This window comes from Corynebacterium nasorum (assembly GCF_032821635.1).
In the GTDB taxonomy this organism is placed as follows: domain Bacteria; phylum Actinomycetota; class Actinomycetes; order Mycobacteriales; family Mycobacteriaceae; genus Corynebacterium; species Corynebacterium kefirresidentii.
Map to the genome: position 1 here is coordinate 53,787 of NZ_JAVBIE010000011.1, position 15,700 is coordinate 69,486.

The 15,700-nt window shown below is 60.1% G+C and carries 17 protein-coding genes and 1 tRNA gene; 5 read left to right on the forward strand and 13 right to left on the reverse strand.

The genetic code is table 11. The features are described from left to right. Positions 1 to 19: 19 nt before the first annotated feature. Positions 20 to 104 (reverse strand) — tRNA-Leu (locus tag RAE07_RS09425). A 90-nt stretch (positions 105 to 194) separates the two neighbouring features. Between RAE07_RS09425 and RAE07_RS09430 the strand changes: the two genes are divergently transcribed. Next, positions 195 to 617 (forward strand): hypothetical protein, encoded by a 423-nt coding sequence (locus RAE07_RS09430; protein WP_023020868.1) that lies wholly within the window; start codon positions 195 to 197, stop codon positions 615 to 617. 2 nt (positions 618 to 619) lie between these two features. After that, positions 620 to 964: a DUF3817 domain-containing protein gene (locus RAE07_RS09435; RefSeq protein ID WP_023020867.1), complete on the forward strand. Its 345-nt coding sequence runs from the start codon at positions 620 to 622 to the stop codon at positions 962 to 964. On the opposite strand, the gene rdgB is transcribed toward RAE07_RS09435, so the two are convergent. The 8 genes from rdgB to clpS form a co-directional block, all read right to left on the reverse strand. Then, positions 961 to 1,569, reverse strand: coding sequence for an RdgB/HAM1 family non-canonical purine NTP pyrophosphatase (rdgB, locus tag RAE07_RS09440; RefSeq protein WP_023020866.1), 609 nt, complete (start codon positions 1,567 to 1,569; stop codon positions 961 to 963). The two genes, RAE07_RS09435 and rdgB, sit on opposite strands and share 4 nt — an antisense overlap. Next, positions 1,563 to 2,291 carry a ribonuclease PH gene (gene rph / locus RAE07_RS09445; protein WP_005323955.1) on the reverse strand — a complete coding sequence of 243 codons (729 nt, stop codon included), beginning with the start codon at positions 2,289 to 2,291 and terminating at the stop codon, positions 1,563 to 1,565. The genes rdgB and rph overlap by 7 nt, the downstream gene beginning before the upstream one ends. Positions 2,292 to 2,306: 15 nt before the next feature. Further along, complete coding sequence (locus tag RAE07_RS09450) at positions 2,307 to 3,068, reverse strand: MBL fold metallo-hydrolase (protein WP_317001760.1); 762 nt, start codon at positions 3,066 to 3,068, stop codon at positions 2,307 to 2,309. Positions 3,069 to 3,140: 72 nt separating this feature from the next. Further along, complete coding sequence (gene murI / locus RAE07_RS09455; RefSeq protein ID WP_023020864.1) at positions 3,141 to 3,920, reverse strand: glutamate racemase; 780 nt, start codon at positions 3,918 to 3,920, stop codon at positions 3,141 to 3,143. Continuing rightward, positions 3,920 to 4,573, reverse strand: coding sequence for a rhomboid family intramembrane serine protease (locus RAE07_RS09460; protein WP_023020863.1), 654 nt, complete (start codon positions 4,571 to 4,573; stop codon positions 3,920 to 3,922). Before RAE07_RS09460 ends, murI begins: the two co-directional genes overlap by 1 nt. A 13-nt stretch (positions 4,574 to 4,586) precedes the next feature. Next, on the reverse strand, positions 4,587 to 5,513 hold the full coding sequence (locus RAE07_RS09465) for a P1 family peptidase (protein WP_239204921.1): 927 nt from the start codon (positions 5,511 to 5,513) through the stop codon (positions 4,587 to 4,589). Continuing rightward, on the reverse strand, positions 5,513 to 6,049 hold the full coding sequence (locus RAE07_RS09470) for a DUF2017 domain-containing protein (RefSeq protein ID WP_023020861.1): 537 nt from the start codon (positions 6,047 to 6,049) through the stop codon (positions 5,513 to 5,515). The genes RAE07_RS09465 and RAE07_RS09470 overlap by 1 nt, the downstream gene beginning before the upstream one ends. 4 nt (positions 6,050 to 6,053) lie before the next feature. Next, on the reverse strand, positions 6,054 to 6,380 hold the full coding sequence (gene clpS, locus RAE07_RS09475; protein WP_023020860.1) for an ATP-dependent Clp protease adapter ClpS: 327 nt from the start codon (positions 6,378 to 6,380) through the stop codon (positions 6,054 to 6,056). Between the two features lie 122 nt (positions 6,381 to 6,502). Here clpS and RAE07_RS09480 point away from each other — a divergent pair, with 122 nt between their 5' ends. Both RAE07_RS09480 and RAE07_RS09485 read left to right on the forward strand, forming a co-directional pair. Further along, complete coding sequence (locus tag RAE07_RS09480) at positions 6,503 to 7,831, forward strand: nicotinate phosphoribosyltransferase (protein ID WP_317001761.1); 1,329 nt, start codon at positions 6,503 to 6,505, stop codon at positions 7,829 to 7,831. 18 nt (positions 7,832 to 7,849) lie between these two features. Further along, positions 7,850 to 9,829: an ATP-dependent DNA helicase gene (locus RAE07_RS09485; RefSeq protein ID WP_259825329.1), complete on the forward strand. Its 1,980-nt coding sequence runs from the start codon at positions 7,850 to 7,852 to the stop codon at positions 9,827 to 9,829. Here RAE07_RS09485 and RAE07_RS09490 read toward each other — a convergent pair. From RAE07_RS09490 to nrdF, 4 genes are all read right to left on the reverse strand, one after another. Then, complete coding sequence (locus tag RAE07_RS09490) at positions 9,795 to 10,526, reverse strand: aminoacyl-tRNA hydrolase (RefSeq protein ID WP_239204917.1); 732 nt, start codon at positions 10,524 to 10,526, stop codon at positions 9,795 to 9,797. The two genes, RAE07_RS09485 and RAE07_RS09490, sit on opposite strands and share 35 nt — an antisense overlap. Continuing rightward, on the reverse strand, positions 10,519 to 11,709 hold the full coding sequence (gene serB / locus RAE07_RS09495) for a phosphoserine phosphatase SerB (RefSeq protein ID WP_317001767.1): 1,191 nt from the start codon (positions 11,707 to 11,709) through the stop codon (positions 10,519 to 10,521). The genes RAE07_RS09490 and serB overlap by 8 nt, the downstream gene beginning before the upstream one ends. 102 nt (positions 11,710 to 11,811) lie before the next feature. Beyond that, positions 11,812 to 13,506, reverse strand: coding sequence for an aa3-type cytochrome oxidase subunit I (gene ctaD, locus RAE07_RS09500; RefSeq protein WP_023020855.1), 1,695 nt, complete (start codon positions 13,504 to 13,506; stop codon positions 11,812 to 11,814). A 342-nt stretch (positions 13,507 to 13,848) separates the two neighbouring features. Continuing rightward, a complete protein-coding gene (nrdF, locus tag RAE07_RS09505; protein ID WP_023020854.1) occupies positions 13,849 to 14,838 on the reverse strand; it encodes a class 1b ribonucleoside-diphosphate reductase subunit beta in 990 nt (329 codons plus the stop codon). Between the two features lie 142 nt (positions 14,839 to 14,980). Between nrdF and RAE07_RS09510 the strand changes: the two genes are divergently transcribed. Then, positions 14,981 to 15,676 (forward strand): FadR/GntR family transcriptional regulator, encoded by a 696-nt coding sequence (locus tag RAE07_RS09510; RefSeq protein WP_317001762.1) that lies wholly within the window; start codon positions 14,981 to 14,983, stop codon positions 15,674 to 15,676. Positions 15,677 to 15,700: the final 24 nt, after the last annotated feature.

A 15,700-nucleotide genomic window follows, 5' to 3' on the forward strand; every position in this document is an offset into this window, starting at 1 on the left:
CGAGGGTCGACGGCGCCTATGGTGCGCCCGGTGAGACTTGAACTCACACGTCATAAGACACTAGAACCTAAATCTAGCGCGTCTGCCAATTCCGCCACGGGCGCGGGGGACTTGACATAGTGTACACGGTGGGCGGGTAATCCAGAAACCAGGGGTGTTCTGTTTTCCGGCCGTTGGTGGGTAGGGTGGAACGCGTGAGCACTCAAGAGGAACAGAAAAACAAGCGCGTGCAGGTGCGATGGTGGCACGTCCTCCTCATCGCGTTTTTCGTCGTGCTCTTCCTATTCCTGGCCTATTGGCAATGGACCCGCTTCCGCTCCGGCTCGGGCACCTTCCAAAACCTGGGCTATGCCTTCCAGTGGCCACTGTTTGCCGTGTTCGTGGTTTATGCCTATCGCACCACGCTGCGCTATGAAAACGAGCGCCTCGCGGCCGAGGAAGAAGTCCGCGACATGGATGACACAGACAAAACCGCCCCGGCCGACGCTCCCACACAGCCGCAGGCAGAAACCAAAATTGATGAGGATTTCCTGCCCCAGCGGCCCCAGATGGATGTGGAAACGTTCAACGCCATGAATACCCCGCGCCGCCGGCGCGGCGAGAATGAAGAAAGCTGATTATGACCAATAAAGTTCACCCCGCCCGCCAAGCCCGCATCCGCGGACCCTTGAAGTTTTTCTCCATCGCGGCCACTGTGACCGGTATCTTCTTGATCATCCTGGTCATCCGCATGGTCTGCCAGTACATCATTGGCATGGATATCCCCGAGTGGGCCACCTATATCGCGATCGTGCACGGCATCGCGTACATGACCTACCTGCTGTCCATCCTCATCCTCGGCCCGCGCGCGCTGTGGCCGGTGGGCAAGCTCTTTACCACCGCCCTTGCGGGCGTGGTGCCCTTCCTGTCCTTCTGGATGGAGCACAAGCGCCGCAAGGAAATCACGGAGGAGTTCCAACTCTAAGAGTTGTGGACAAGCTCCGCGATGGCGGGGACAAGTTGACTAAGAGCGCGGCCGCGATGCGAGACCGCGTTCTTTTCTTCTGGGGACATCTCTGCAGCCGATCGGGACTCGCCTTCCGGCTGGAAGAGTGGGTCATAGCCGAAGCCGTTTTCCCCGCGCGGCTCGCGCAAGAAGCGGCCTTCCCAGCGGCCCTCGGCCACGTGCTCTGCGCCTTCGGGCGTGACGAGCGCGCAGACCGAGACAAAGGCTGCGGCACGGCGCTCATCAGGGACATCGGCCATCTGCGCCAAGACTAAGTCATTATTGGCCTGGTCATTGCCGTGCTGGCCGGACCAACGGGCGGAAAGCACGCCGGGCATGCCGTTGAGCTCTTCGATAGCGAGGCCCGAATCATCCGCCACGGTGGCATAACCGGTAGCGGCCACGCCAGCACGGGCCTTGATGAGCGCATTATCGGCAAAAGTGCGGCCATCTTCTACCGGTTCTGGATAAGGTTCCACGGCGGAAAGCGGGCGCAGCTCGACACCCTCGATGCCGGCATCAGCCAGAATCCGTTCCAGCTCGCCGAGCTTCTTAGGGTTATTAGACGCGACGAGAATTACCACCCCAACGCCGCCTTCTGTGCGGCGATGAGTTCGCGGCAACCCTTCTGCGCTACGTCGAGCATCTCGTTGAGCTCCTCTCGGCCAAAGAGACCGTGCTCACCGGTGCCCTGGATTTCAACGAAGTCGCCGGATTCCTGCATCACTACATTCAGGTCGACCTCGGCGCGGGAATCCTCCTCATAAGGCAGATCAAGGCAGATTTCGCCGTCAATGATGCCTACCGAGACTGCAGCGATGGGATCAAGTAGCGGCTCGCCGGGGACGACGCCCTCGGCTTTGAGGTGCGCGATGGCGTCAGCCAGCGCAACATAGGCGCCGGTGATAGAGGCAGTGCGGGTGCCGCCATCAGCCTGGAGGACATCGCAATCGAGCTGAATGGTGTTCTCCCCTAGCTCCTCCAAGTCCACTGCGGCGCGCAGGGAGCGGCCGACGAGGCGGGAAATCTCATGGGTGCGGCCCTTGACCTTGCCCTTCATGGATTCGCGCGGCATACGGTCGTGGGTGGCGGAAGGCAACATGGCGTACTCGGCGGTCAGCCAGCCTTCGCCCGAATCGCGCTTGAAGCGAGGCACGCCATATTCTACGGATGCGGTGCACATGACGCGGGTATTGCCAAACTCCACCAGCACCGAGCCGGCCGGGTTGGTGGTGAAATTGCGGGTAATGCGGACGCTGCGCATCTGGTCCAGCGCGCGCCCATCGGCACGAGTAAATTCAGTCATGCCGTCCAGCGTATCTTAGAACTCCATACCCGCGGCGCCGAGGATAATCTCACCGTCGAATTCGGAGCGAGCGGCCTCCAAGGTAGCTTGGGCATCGCCCCACGGTTGGATGTGGATGAGCACGAGCTTGCCCACGCCCGCCTCGCGCGCCGCCCTGCCAGCTTCCGCGCCCGACATATGCATATCCGGTGCCATCCCCTCCGAGCTCGCGCCCCAGGCTGCCTCACAGAGGAAAATGTCGGCGCCCCGTGCGGCGTCGACAAGCGCGGGCGTATATGAAGAATCACCGGAGTAGGTGATGGTCTGGCTCGTCTTAGTATGTTCCACGCGCAAAGCATAGGCCTCTACCGGGTGGGTGACCGGGAAGGGAGTGATATATACATCGTCGACAAGCTGGCGCTCGCCCGGCTCCCATGCGCTAAAGGCGAAGGTATCGGACATGTCATCGATGCCATCGACCTCATCGGAAGACAGGCGGCCCAGGTGCGTCGGCGTAGCCTCCGGCCCGAAGCACATATTTCTTGAGGCCGCGGGCGCCGTGGGATGGAAGCGGCGCCACACCATCAGAGAGGGGAAATCCAGGCAGTGATCGGCATGCAGGTGACTAAAAGCCACGTGCGCATCGCAAGGATCCTGCTGCTGTTCCAGCTGCGCTAAGGTGCCAGGGCCCATATCGAGGACGATGGACGGCGCATTATCGAAGGACAGCAAATAGCCGGAGGCGGGGTTCTGGGCGGTGGGGACGCTACCGGAGCAGCCTAAGATGGTCAGCTTCATGGGCTCAATAGTTCCATGAAATCGCCCCGCATGCGTACTCAACGTGCAAACGGGGGAGAAATTTGCACCTACTTATGCAATCCGCGGGCCGAGAAAGCGCGTGGCAAGGCGGGCAAAGGCTTCCGGGTCACCGGTCGATTCAAAGGTGTGGACCGGCTGAGTATCCGCAGGGGCCAACATATCGGTTTCCGTGAGAATCCGCATAACGTCCTTGGTGGTTTCCTCCGAAGATGTCACCAGCGAGACATTATCGCCCATAGCTAGCTGGATGATGCCGGTCAACAGCGGATAATGCGTACAGCCCAAGACCAGCGTGTCTACTCCTTGTGCTTGGAGCGGGGCCAAGTAGCCCTCAGCGACGCCGAGGATCTGGCGGCCGGCGGTAATACCGCGCTCGACAAAGGGAACAAAATCCGGGCAGGCGGTAGCAAATGCCTGCACCTTCGGGTTGAGCGCAAAAAGGTCCTGATAGGCGCCGGATTTGATGGTGCCCTCGGTGCCGATGACGCCGATTTTTCCGTTGCGCGTGGTGGACATGGCACGGCGCACCGCGGGGCGGATGACCTCCACAATGGGGATATCGTAGCGCTCGCGTGCATCATGCAAGAAGGCAGCGGTGGCCGTATTGCAGGCTATGACCAGCATCTTGCAGCCACGTTCCACCAGCCGATCCGCCACGTCCTGAGAAAAAGCGCGGACTTCTGAGATAGGCCGCGGTCCGTAGGGGCTATGGGCAGTATCGCCGGTATAGATGACAGATTCCTGCGGCAGCTGTTCCATCACTGCGCGTGCCACGGTGAGCCCGCCCACGCCGGAATCAAAGATGCCAATTGGAGAGGTTGCGGTAGGCATTAGCGCTTCACTGCCTTAACCGGATCGTCCGAGGTAATGGTCATGCCGGCTAGAATGCCGCCGATGGCGCCGAAAAGGTGGCCTTGCCAGCTCACTCCCTCGTAGACGGGCAGCACGCCCCACACCAAGCCGGAATAGGCAAAGCCGAGAACAATGCCCAAAATGGTCTGGATGAGCGATCGATTGAAGATACCGCGCACAATCAGATATGCCAGCCAGCCATAGACCAAACTGGACGCCCCGATGTGGGAGGTACCGGGGCCACCAATGAACCACGTGCCAAGGCCTGCGACCAGAGTGGTAATCAGGGTAACTTCCCACCAAGCCTTGCGGCCGGACAGGCCGATAAGGAAGCAGAAAATGGCGCCGGGCACCGAATTGGACATGAGGTGCTCAAAGTTTGCATGCAGCAGTGGGGCGGTAAAAATGCCCCAGATGCCGTTGAAGTCCAGCGGGCGAATGCCGTAATTGGATAGCTGGCCGCCAAAAAGGAACGCGTTAATAATGTGGACCGCCCACTCCACCACGAGGAAGCCAAAAGCTATAGAAAATCCGGTGGTGATGCGCCCGCTGCGAGTGTAGTTTTTGGAATCGCCACGATTGACCTGGCCCGCGGGCGCCGGCCGGTAGTTAAATGTTCCACCTGAAGTCATAATGCGCCTTATCTTAGTCCAGCAGATCGCGGTACACGCTCAAGCCCAAGCCAGGCTCGGCGGCGGTAACCGCGTTGACAATCGCTTCCTCCACGGCATCGGCGGCAGCGGCGCAAATCTGGGTCATTATCTGCGTGCTGAGTTCGGCCGGGCGCTGCGCGGTGGATAAGGCAAAGATGGTGTCACCATCTAGCGGTGAATGCGCAGGACGCACCGCGCGGGCGATGCCATCGTGGGCAGTCATGGCCAAGCGCTGGGCTTGGGCAGTGTTAATGGGGGCGTCGGTGAGCACGGCACCGATGGTGGTATTGAGCTTGGACTCCGCTGGATGTGGCAAGGCGCGGTAGGCAGCAGCATTGACCGCGGTGCTCCCTGGCGCACCGTAGAGCCGGCCGGACTGCGGATCGATGACCTCACCCACAGGGTTGGCGACCATCGCGGCGCTAACCTCGTAATTTCCTACCCGGCGCGTAGCTAGGCCGAAGCCACCCCGCAGCTTGCCGGCGGTAGCACCCACGCCGGCTCCCACCGTGCCCATGGTTTCATCATTGCCCGCCAGCGCGGCTCGGAGCGCGGCCGCGCCCTCTTCCGGCCCGGGTCGGGAAGGCCCGACCAAGAGGTCAAAAATGACGGCACCGGGAACGATGGGCACACGCGGACCGGGTTTTTCCTCGCCAAAGACCGGGAAGCCAATCCCCTGCTCTGCCAGCTCATTCATCACGCCGTCCGCGGCTGCCAAGCCAAAGGCGGAGCCGCCCGACAACACCACTGCGTGAACCCGCTCGACGGTATTATGTGGCTGCAAGAGATCCGTTTCCCGGGTGCCTGGTCCGCCACCGCGCACGTCGACGCTGCCGAGCGCGCCGCCCGGCCCGCAATAGAGCACCGTGACGCCGGTATCGGTGCCGCTAAAATGCCCGATGCTAATGCCGCCCAGCATTAATCCATCAGCACCTGAAGTAGCGAATCCTGGCAAAAGGCAAGCCATTCCACCAGGCTATCGCGGTCCAACATCAGGTTGTCATCAGAAACATCGCCCGCCGCAACGTAGAGGCGCAGATCGTTTAGGCCGGCAACGAAGGCGTGGGCCTCCTGCTCATTAATGCTGACCTCTACCCCACCGGTGGGGCCGAGAGCCGTGCCGATCACCTGGAGGTTTTCCAATTTGGCGCGCGCAATGTCATTTTCGTGCAGCGAACGCAGCAAAGAAGCATCGCCTTCGTATTCCTCATCGCCGGGCATTTCAAAGTCTGGAAAGAGGCGGGCCAGTGAAGGATCTTCTGGGGCTTCCGTATGCCCAGTAGGCATATCCAGCATCTCTGCTAGCTCATCCTTAGGTGCAGACTGCGCACGCTCGATGATCGCCTCAGAGACGGTAGCGGTGAGATCTCCCAAAACCTCGCGCTCCATCGGCTCGAAGACAGCCGTAATTTTTGGCGCGCGCATAAGGGACTTCTTTTTCTTCCACGGTTGCATCTAGTTAACCTGCCTGCTGCATCGTCGCCCACAGACCAGCGATCTGGAGCTTTTTCACGTCCGCTTCAATCTTGTCTCGCTCGCCGCTGGAGACGGCGGCCTTGCCCTCAGTATGGACCTGCATCATGAGTTCATTGGCCCGCTTCTTGTCGTATCCCAAAACCGTTTGGAATACATAGGACACGTAGCTCATGAGGTTGACTGGGTCATCCCACACGATGCACATCCACGGGAGGTTCTCGCTCGTGGCCACATCTACGTCGATTTCTTCGTCCAATTCGGGCGTAGCCATAGGAGAGCTCATGCGGACTACGGGAAATTGCGCCTTCATGCTTTCTAGCCTAACCACTTTTGGGGATTTATTGTGGGCCAGCCCGATCTGGCTGCGGACAATCTAGGTCCAAAGAATCTAAACCTCTGAAAAACACCTAGTCAGTGGGTATTATCACTCACGTGAATGACAAAGCTATTCCTAATGATCGCTCCACCGCTTTACTGACGGATAAATACGAGCTCACTATGCTCCAGGCCGCGCTGCGAGACGGCTCGGCAAACCGCCAGGTCACCTGCGAGGTATTCGGCCGCCGTCTGCCCAATGAGCGCCGCTACGGCGTGGTTGCCGGCACCGAGCGGGTCCTGCGGGCGGTGGAGGATTTCCGCTTTTCAGCCAATCAATTGGCAGAGATGGACTTCCTGGATGAGAAAACCAAGGAATACCTGCGTCACTACCGCTTTTCTGGGCAGATTGACGGCTACCGCGAGGGTGAACTCTATTTCCCCAACTCCCCCATCTTGACGGTGCGCGGCACCTTTGGAGAGTGCCTCATTTTGGAGACCGTTATTTTGTCCATCATGAATGCCGATTCCGCGGTGGCCTCGGCCGCCTCCCGCATGGTCACGGCGGCCGATGGCCGCCCGATTATCGAGATGGGTTCGCGCCGCACCCACGAGTATGCGGCGGTAACCTCCGCCCGCGCGGCCTACCTGGCTGGCTTCGAAGCCACCTCCAATTTGGAGGCGGGCTACCGCTACGGCATCCCTGTCTCCGGCACCGCGGCCCACTCCTGGACTTTGGCGCACACAAACCCGGATGGCACTCCGAACGAAGAGGCCGCCTTCCGTTCCCAGATCGATACCTTGGGTGTGGACACCACGCTGCTGGTCGATACCTATGACATCACTAAGGGCGTAGAAACCGCAGTGAAAGTAGGCGGCCCGAAACTGGGCGGCGTGCGCATCGATTCCGGCGATCTGGGTGCAGTCACCCGCCGCGTGCGCAAACAGCTCGATGATTTAGGCAACCACAACACCAATATCGTGGTGTCTTCTGACCTTGATGAGTTCGCTATCGCCGGCCTGCGCGGTGATCCGGTAGACGTCTACGGCGTCGGTACGTCTGTGGCAACCGGGGCTGGCGCGCCCACCGCCGGCATGGTCTACAAGGTCGTAGAAGTAGACGGCATCCCAGTGGCGAAGCGCTCTACTTCCAAGCAATCCGTAGGTGGCGCCAAGCGTGCTCTGCGCACCTACCGTTCCTCGGGCGTGGCGGTGGAAGAGATCGTCTATCCCTTTGACGCGCCCGCGCCAGATACCGGCCAGCTCGATACCCGCGAGATGACCATTCCGCTCATGCGCGATGGACACATCGTTGACGACCTGCCGGATCTGCATACCTCCCGCGAATATTTGGATCAGGCCCGCAAGACCCTGCCGTGGGAAGGCCTAGCGCTCTCCCGCGATGAAGCGGCCGTGCCTACACGGATGGTGGGCTTTAAAAAGTAGGCCGCTAGACTGTGTGGGGTGAGTGAGCACGCCGATGAACCCCTAAACCTTGACACGGAAACGCTGCTAGACAAGGCCGTTGCTGCGTTGGGTGGTAGCCAGCGCGAAGGCCAGGTGCGCATGGCCACAGCCGTCGCGGCCGCGCTCGACAAGGAGCGCCACCTAGCAGTGCAGGCCGGTACCGGCACCGGTAAGTCGCTAGCCTACCTAGTCCCAGCTATCCGGCATGCAATGAACTCAGGGTCCACCGTCATCGTCTCCACCGCTACCCTGGCATTGCAGCGCCAGCTGGTGGAGCGCGATCTGCCCCGGCTCACGAAGGCCCTTGCCCCCGTTATGGAGCGCACTCCTACTTTCGCCATCATGAAGGGCCGCAATAACTACCTGTGCATGAATAAGATTGCGGCGACCCCGGATGACCCGGAAGCTCTTATCGACGAATCCGAGATCTCCCGCCGCGGCAAGGCCGTGCGCCGCATCCACGAATGGGCGCAAGAAACCGAAACCGGTGACCGCGATGACCTCGAGCCAGGTGTACCGGACCTAGTGTGGCGGGCGGTGTCGGTAACGTCCAACGAGTGCTTGGGGGCTTCGCGTTGCCCGCACGGGCCAGACTGTTTTGCGGAAGAAGCTCGCAGGGCGGCTGCCGACGTCGATATCGTGGTCACCAACCACGCCATGCTGGCCATCGACGCTATCTCTGAGGCAAATATTTTGCCCGAACACGACGTGGCCATTATCGATGAGGCCCACGAGCTCGACGGCCGGATCACCTCCGTGTCCACCGCGGAGATTACTACCCGCGCCATCAAGATGGCCGCCAACCGCGCGAAGTCCTTAGGCAATGCCGGCAATCTTTCGGATCTGGCCGAGGAATTCGATGACCTGATGAAAATCCAGGAGCCCGGACGGTGGACCGACTTGGATGAAACTTCGCAGGGCCACCTGCGCGCGCTCGCCGAAGAGTTCCTGCGCGTTAAGTCCCTCATTTCTCGCGCACCCGAAGGCGAGGCCACCGATGACCCAGAAAAGAACGCCGAGCGCCAGAACTTAAGCAACCACCTCGCCGACCTCGCGCAAGCCGTATCACGCATGCTGGAGGTCTTCGCCACCGATGACCCAGCCAAGCAGGACGACGTAGTCTGGCTCGAACGCGATCCGCGCAGCGACGCCGAAACCCTCGCCGTGGCACCCCTGTCCATCGCCCACATGCTGCGCGAGAACCTCTTTGGGGAACAAACTGTTGTGCTTACCTCGGCCACTCTCGCCCTCGGCGGCCGCTTTGATGCTATGGCCGCACAGTGGGGCATGCCGAGCGGCACCTATGACACCTTGGACGCAGGCACGCCCTTCGACCCAGCCAAATCCGGCATTTTATACACCGCCAAGCATCTGCCCGCTCCGGGCCGCGATGGGCTGTCTAAAGAATCGATCGAGGAGATCTATGAGCTCATCATGGCCGCCGGCGGGCGCACTCTCGGATTGTTTTCCTCTCGCCGGGCCGCGGAAGAAGCAGCCGCCGCGCTCAAACCCCGTATCCCGTTTGACCTCTTCGTGCAGGGCGAAGATTCCATCGGTGCGCTAGTAGAGAAATTCTCGCAGAAGGAAAACTCCTGCCTCTTCGGAACGCTTACCCTATGGCAGGGCGTGGACGTGCCAGGGCCGGCGTGCTCGCTGGTCATCATCGACCGCATTCCATTCCCTCGCCCAGACGATCCCCTCATGCAGGCGCGCGCCCAAGCAGCCGATGCCGCCGGCCGCTCCGGGTTCATGGAGGTCTCCGCCAATCACGCCGCCTTGCTGATGGCGCAGGGAGCCGGCCGTCTGCTGCGCCACGTGACCGATCGCGGCGTGGTCGCCGTGCTTGATAACCGCCTGGAGTATAAGCGCTACGGCAGCTTCCTCAAGGCCTCCATGCCGCGCTTTTGGCAGACCACTGACGCGAGCACGGTCCGAGGTGCGCTTAAGCGATTGGTCGCCGCAGGGCGCACACGGTAGCCGAGTCTGGCGCGATTTCCGTAAAGCCGGCGTCAACGATGACCACGGCGCCGTCCTGTGCGCAGGCGGTGCGAAAATCCGTCGCGGAAACCTCGCGCACCGAAAGCCGAAAGTCAGTTTCTGCCCAGTCGCGTGCTTCATCCACCGACATCGCAGCGGCCAGCATCATCGAGCCGTGGCCTACCTGTGCCGCGACTTTGCCCGCAGACATGTCGAGGCTGCGGTCGACGTAGATAACGGGGGCATCGCTAAGCGGGGCTCCGGGTTCGTCATAGGCAAGGTCGGTGTGGCCGATCTGCAGCTTGGCAATGAGAGGATCCACCTCTGCTACGGCCGAGGGCGCAAAAGCGCGGGCGCGGTCCGCTACGGTCACGCCGGGCAGGCTTTGTACATCGCGCCACGCTTTATTGCGCGCGCGGCGGGCGATCTTGCGGATGCGGTGGCCATACCACTGCCCCAGCGCCTGCGCGAAGGCGCCGTCCTCGCCCGCGCGCTCGTCGAGGCACACCGCCACCACAGCGCGCGCGGCCGCTTCTAGCACCGCCGTACGTGTCGGCGGCTCCTGCTTCGGCAGATTAAGCGCAATCTGCATAGCTTGAATCGTGGCCGGATCATCTGGGTTCTCGGGATCATCGCGCCAGGAGCGTGAATCACAGGCTTCCACCAAACGCTGATGCGCTCTGTCGAATTTATTCATCAACAACCTCCTCGGCCGGAATACCCAAAATTTGCAGGACCTCATCCAACCGCCGGTGGTTCACAGAGGTATCTGCCACTTCCTGCAGGGCTGGTTTAGCATTGAAGGCAATCCCCAGCCCAGCAGCAGAAATCATATCGATGTCATTGGCGCCATCGCCCACGGCCACCGTCTGCTGCATACTCACCCCGGAATCCGCAGCGAACTCCCGGAGGAATTCCTCCTTCGCTTTGCGGTCAACCACCGTGCCGGTCACCCGGCCGGTGAGCTTCCCATCTGCGATCTCCAAGGTATTGGCGCGCACATAGTCCAATTCCATCTCCGCAGCTAGGCCTTCTAAAACTTGGATGAACCCGCCGGAGACCACCGCAGTGCGGTAGCCAATGCGATTCAACGTGGCGATGGTTTCCCGGGCGCCTGGAGTCAATTGAATATCGCGGGCCACCTCATCGATAATGGCGGCATCCAGCCCTTCCAGCACGGCGACGCGCTCACGCAGGGAAGCCTCAAAGTCCAGCTCCCCGCGCATGGCCCGGGCTGTTACTGCGGCAACCTCGTTCTCCTTTCCCGCATGGGCGGCCAGCATCTCGATGACCTCGCCTTGAATGAGGGTGCTATCGCAGTCGAAGCACACCAAACGCTTGGAACGCCGACCCAGGCCCGCGGGCTCAATGGCGATATCGATGCCGATCTGCTGCGCCAGCTCCGCTAATGCTTGGCGCACAGGTGCGGCGGAACCATCGAGAGATAGGAAAAGCTCCAGCCCGGTCAACGGAGAGGTCGAAAGCCCGCGGATGCGATCGATATTGGCATCGAAGTTGGCCAGTACGCGGGCAACTTCCTCCATGTGATGGGCGGTAACCTGCGTGCCCATGAGGACCACCACATAGCTCGAGCGGGCTCGAGCGGTGGATTTTTCCTCCCGCAGGTCTACGGATACCTGCTGACCGTAAATGCTCAAGGTATTGCGCAGCCCCTGTGCAATTTGCTCGGCGCGCGCCCCAGGAATGCGGGTATGGGCAGCGAGGGTAATGCGGCCGGAAAAGATGGCTTGTTCGACGTCGACAAGCGTGGCGTTATGGGCCGCCAGAACGCGGAAAAAGGCCGCCGAGACCCCGGTCTTATCCGGCCCGCTGGTGGTGATGACTGCATTGGTATCAGCTTGAGTACTCACGCCGCCCATTATCGCACGTGGGGGTACAGAAGATACGCCAAAGCCGCCTCCCATTGCCCATTAAGGGCTGGGAGGCGGCTTAAGTCAGGAGTTTGTGCGAGTTACTTCGCTTTAGTGGCTACCCACGTGTGCTTCCTCGCGCATGCGCTGAACCATATGCGGGTAGTGCAGCTCGAAGGCCGGACGCTCGGAGCGGATACGCGGCAGGGACACGAAGTTGTGGCGCGGCGGTGGGCAGGAGGTTGCCCACTCGAGGGAGTTGCCGTAGCCCCATGGGTCATCCACGGTGACAATCTCGCCGTAGCGCCAGGACTTGAATACGTTCCAAATCAGCGGGATGACGGAGGCGCCGAGGACGAAGGAGAAGATGGTGGAAATCTGGTTGAAGACCGTGAAGCCATCAGACTCCAAGTAGTCAGCGTAACGACGCGGCATACCCATGTTGCCTACCCAGTGCTGAACCAAGAAGGTGCCGTGGAAGCCGATGAAGGTCAGCCAGAAGTGAATCTTACCCAAACGCTCATCCAGCATACGGCCGGTCATCTTCGGGAACCAGAAGTACAGACCCGCGAAGGCGGAGAACACAACGGTACCGAACAGGGTGTAGTGGAAGTGAGCAATCAAGAAGTAGGACTCAGCCAAGTGGAAGTCCAATGCCGGGGATGCCAGCATAACGCCGGTCATGCCGCCGAAGAGGAAGGTTGCCATGAAGCCCATAGCGAAGATCATCGGGGTATCCCAGGTGATGTGGCCCTTCCACATGGTGCCGACCCAGTTGAAGAACTTAACGCCGGTAGGCACCGCAATAAGGAACGTCATGAAGGAGAAGAACGGCAGCAGGATAGCGCCGGTAACGAACATGTGGTGAGCCCACACAGCCATGGACAGGGCGCCGATGGCCAGCAGTGCGAAGACCAAGCCGATGTAGCCGAAGACCGGCTTGCGGGAGAAGACCGGAACAACCTCAGAAACAACGCCGAAGAACGGCAGCGCGAGGACATAAACCTCAGGGTGGCCGAAGAACCAGAACAGGTGCTGCCACAGGATGCCGCCACCATTAGCGGAATCGTAGATGTGGCCGCCCAGCTTGCGGTCATACAGGACGCCCAATGCGGCAGCGGTCAGCAGCGGGAAGATCATCAGCACGATGGCGGATGCGGTGAATACGGCCCAGCTGAATACCGGCAGGCGGAACATGGTCATGCCCGGTGCGCGCAGGGTCAGAATGGTCGTAATCATGTTGATAGCGGAGGCAATGGTACCGACACCGGTAGCGCCCACGCCGACGATCCACATATCCGCGCCGATGCCCGGGGTGTGGACGCCATCAGCCAGTGGCATGTACATGGTCCAGCCGAAGTCAGCTGCACCACCTGGGGTGACGAAGCCCAGCAGCATCACGGTGCCGCCCAGCAGGGTAACCCAGAAGCCGAAAGCGTTCAGTCGGGGGAAGGCCACGTCCGGCGCGCCGATCTGCAGCGGCAGGATGTAGTTACCAAAGCCCCACACAACTGGTGTTGCAAACAGCAGCAGCATCACGGTGCCGTGCATGGTAAACAGCTGGTTGAACTGCTCATTGGACAAGAACTGAAGACCCGGGGTGAACAGCTCCGCACGGATCAACAGTGCCATAAAGCCACCGAGGAAGAAGAAGCTGAAGGACATGATCAAGTACATGATGCCCAGCTGCTTGTGGTCGGTGGTGGTTAGAAATACCCAAGCCTTTGAACCGGTCTTCGCATTACCGGTTGGCTCTGGACGTGTAGGGGCGACGTAATCGTCGACCCGTGGCGCCACAGCGGTCATAAAATCCTCCTGATTAACAAAGTGCCTGTGGGCAGGGCCCACCTACACCTAGGTTTACTCGCATTATATTAGGCCATTTTCCCCTGTTCTTTCCAGCTTCCCCCAATGATGAGCCGCACGACCACGCCTCGACACTAACCACATCTTTCACATAGGCCCTGCACGTGGCGCGGCCGCCAATTCCGGCACGGATTTTCGGCCCCCAATTACCGTGCTATATGTCACAGATGGACTGAATTGTGCACCCTCAAAACGCGAAAACACACCCCCGCTCGTTATCAACCTTTCGATTGATTTAGAGCAGAAGGTGTGCCGCTAGACCACGCTGATCAGCGGGAATGCTTAGAAGTCCCAGTCATCATCCGTGGTGTCCTCAGCCTTGCCAATGACATAGGAGGAACCAGAGCCAGAGAAGAAGTCGTGGTTCTCGTCAGCATTCGGCGAAAGCGAAGACAAAATAGCCGGGGAAACGCGAGTCTCATCGGCTGGGAAGAGTCCCTCGAAGCCCAAATTATTCAGCGCCTTATTGGCGTTATAGCGCAGGAAGCGCTTAACGTCCTCGGTCCAGCCCAAGTCATCGTAGAGATCCTCGGTGTAGTCGATCTCATTGTCATACAGGTCGTAGACCAAGTCGAAGGTGTATTCCTTCAGCTCCGCCTGGCGCTCCTCATCCAGCTGCTTATAGGCCTGCTGGAACTTGTAGCCAATGTAGTAGCCGTGCACGGCCTCATCGCGGATAATCAGGCGAATGATATCGGCGGTATTGGTGAGCTTCGCGCGGGAAGAGAAGTACATCGGCAGGTAGAAACCGGAGTAGAACAAGAAGGACTCCAGCAAAGTGGAGGCCACCTTCTTCTTCAGCGGATCCTCGCCCTTGTAATAGGACAAGATGATCTTGGCCTTCTTCTGCAGGTTCTCGTTTTCTTCGGACCAGCGGAAGGCATCGTTGATCATGGGTGTGGACGCCAGGGTCATAAAGATATTGGAATAGGACTTGGCGTGCACAGACTCCATGAAGGCGATATTGGTGTACACCGCTTCCTCATGCAGAGTCTGAGAATCCGGGAGGAGGGAAATCGCACCGACGGTGCCTTGGATGGTATCCAGCAGCGTCAGGCCGGTGAAGACCCGCATGGTGGTTTCCTTTTCCTTCTCCGTCAGTGTCTTCCAGCTAGGAAGATCATTGGAGACTGGGACCTTTTCTGGCAGCCAGAAATTACCGGTGAGGCGCTCCCATACCTCGAGGTCCTTTTCATCCGGGATGCTATTCCAGTTAATGGCCTTAACTGGCTTTTCATGACTAGAAACGTAGTCATCGTACTCGTGCGACACGCGGCGTCACTCCAATACTAAAAACGGACAAATTCAGGTCTCCAGCATACCCAATTCGCCCGCCCTCTAAGCCATTGTGCTGGATACCACTTACCTATACTGATTCCAGTTACTTCGGAGCATGCAAAGAAAGGATTTCCGCATGAGTGCCACCCCTCCCCTGCTGGGTTCCGTGGTGGATAGGCTCGGCGCCGAGATCGTAAGCGGAGACATCGCCGAGGGCGAGCGGTTCCGTCTGGGGGACGTCGAAAAGCGCTTTGGCATCTCCCGCACAGTGGCCCGTGAGGCCATGCGCACGCTCGAACACCTCGGCATGGTCCGCTCTGGGCGTCGCGTGGGAATCACGGTGCTGCCGATGGATAGTTGGGCGGTATATGACCCGGCGATCATCGGCTGGCGGTTAAATGATGACAAAACCCGCGGGCAGCAAGTGGCACGCCTCAACGAGTTGCGGCTGGGAATTGAACCGGTGGCGGCCCGACTCGCAGCCGGCAATGCCAGCGCCCAGCAGCGGGCGGAGCTCCTTCGCCTCGCCGCGCGTTTAGCCGAGCTAGAATCCACTCCTTCCCCGCGCGTGGGTGAGGAACTGGAAACCGATTTGCGCTTTCACACCCTGATCTTGCGGGCCTCCGGCAATGAGATGCTGGCCGCGCTCGCCCCTTCGCTAGTAGCGATGCTCAAGGGCAAGTCCGTCTTTGGTTCCCGCAAGCGCGATCCCATAGGCGGGACCACACAACTGCACATGGAGCTGGCCCGCGCCATTGATGCTGGGCTTGCCGACGCCGCCGAAAGCACCTCCCGCACCATCCTCGACCGCACCAGGGCAGAAAACGGTTAAACGCCTCGATGCACGTCCTTCCCC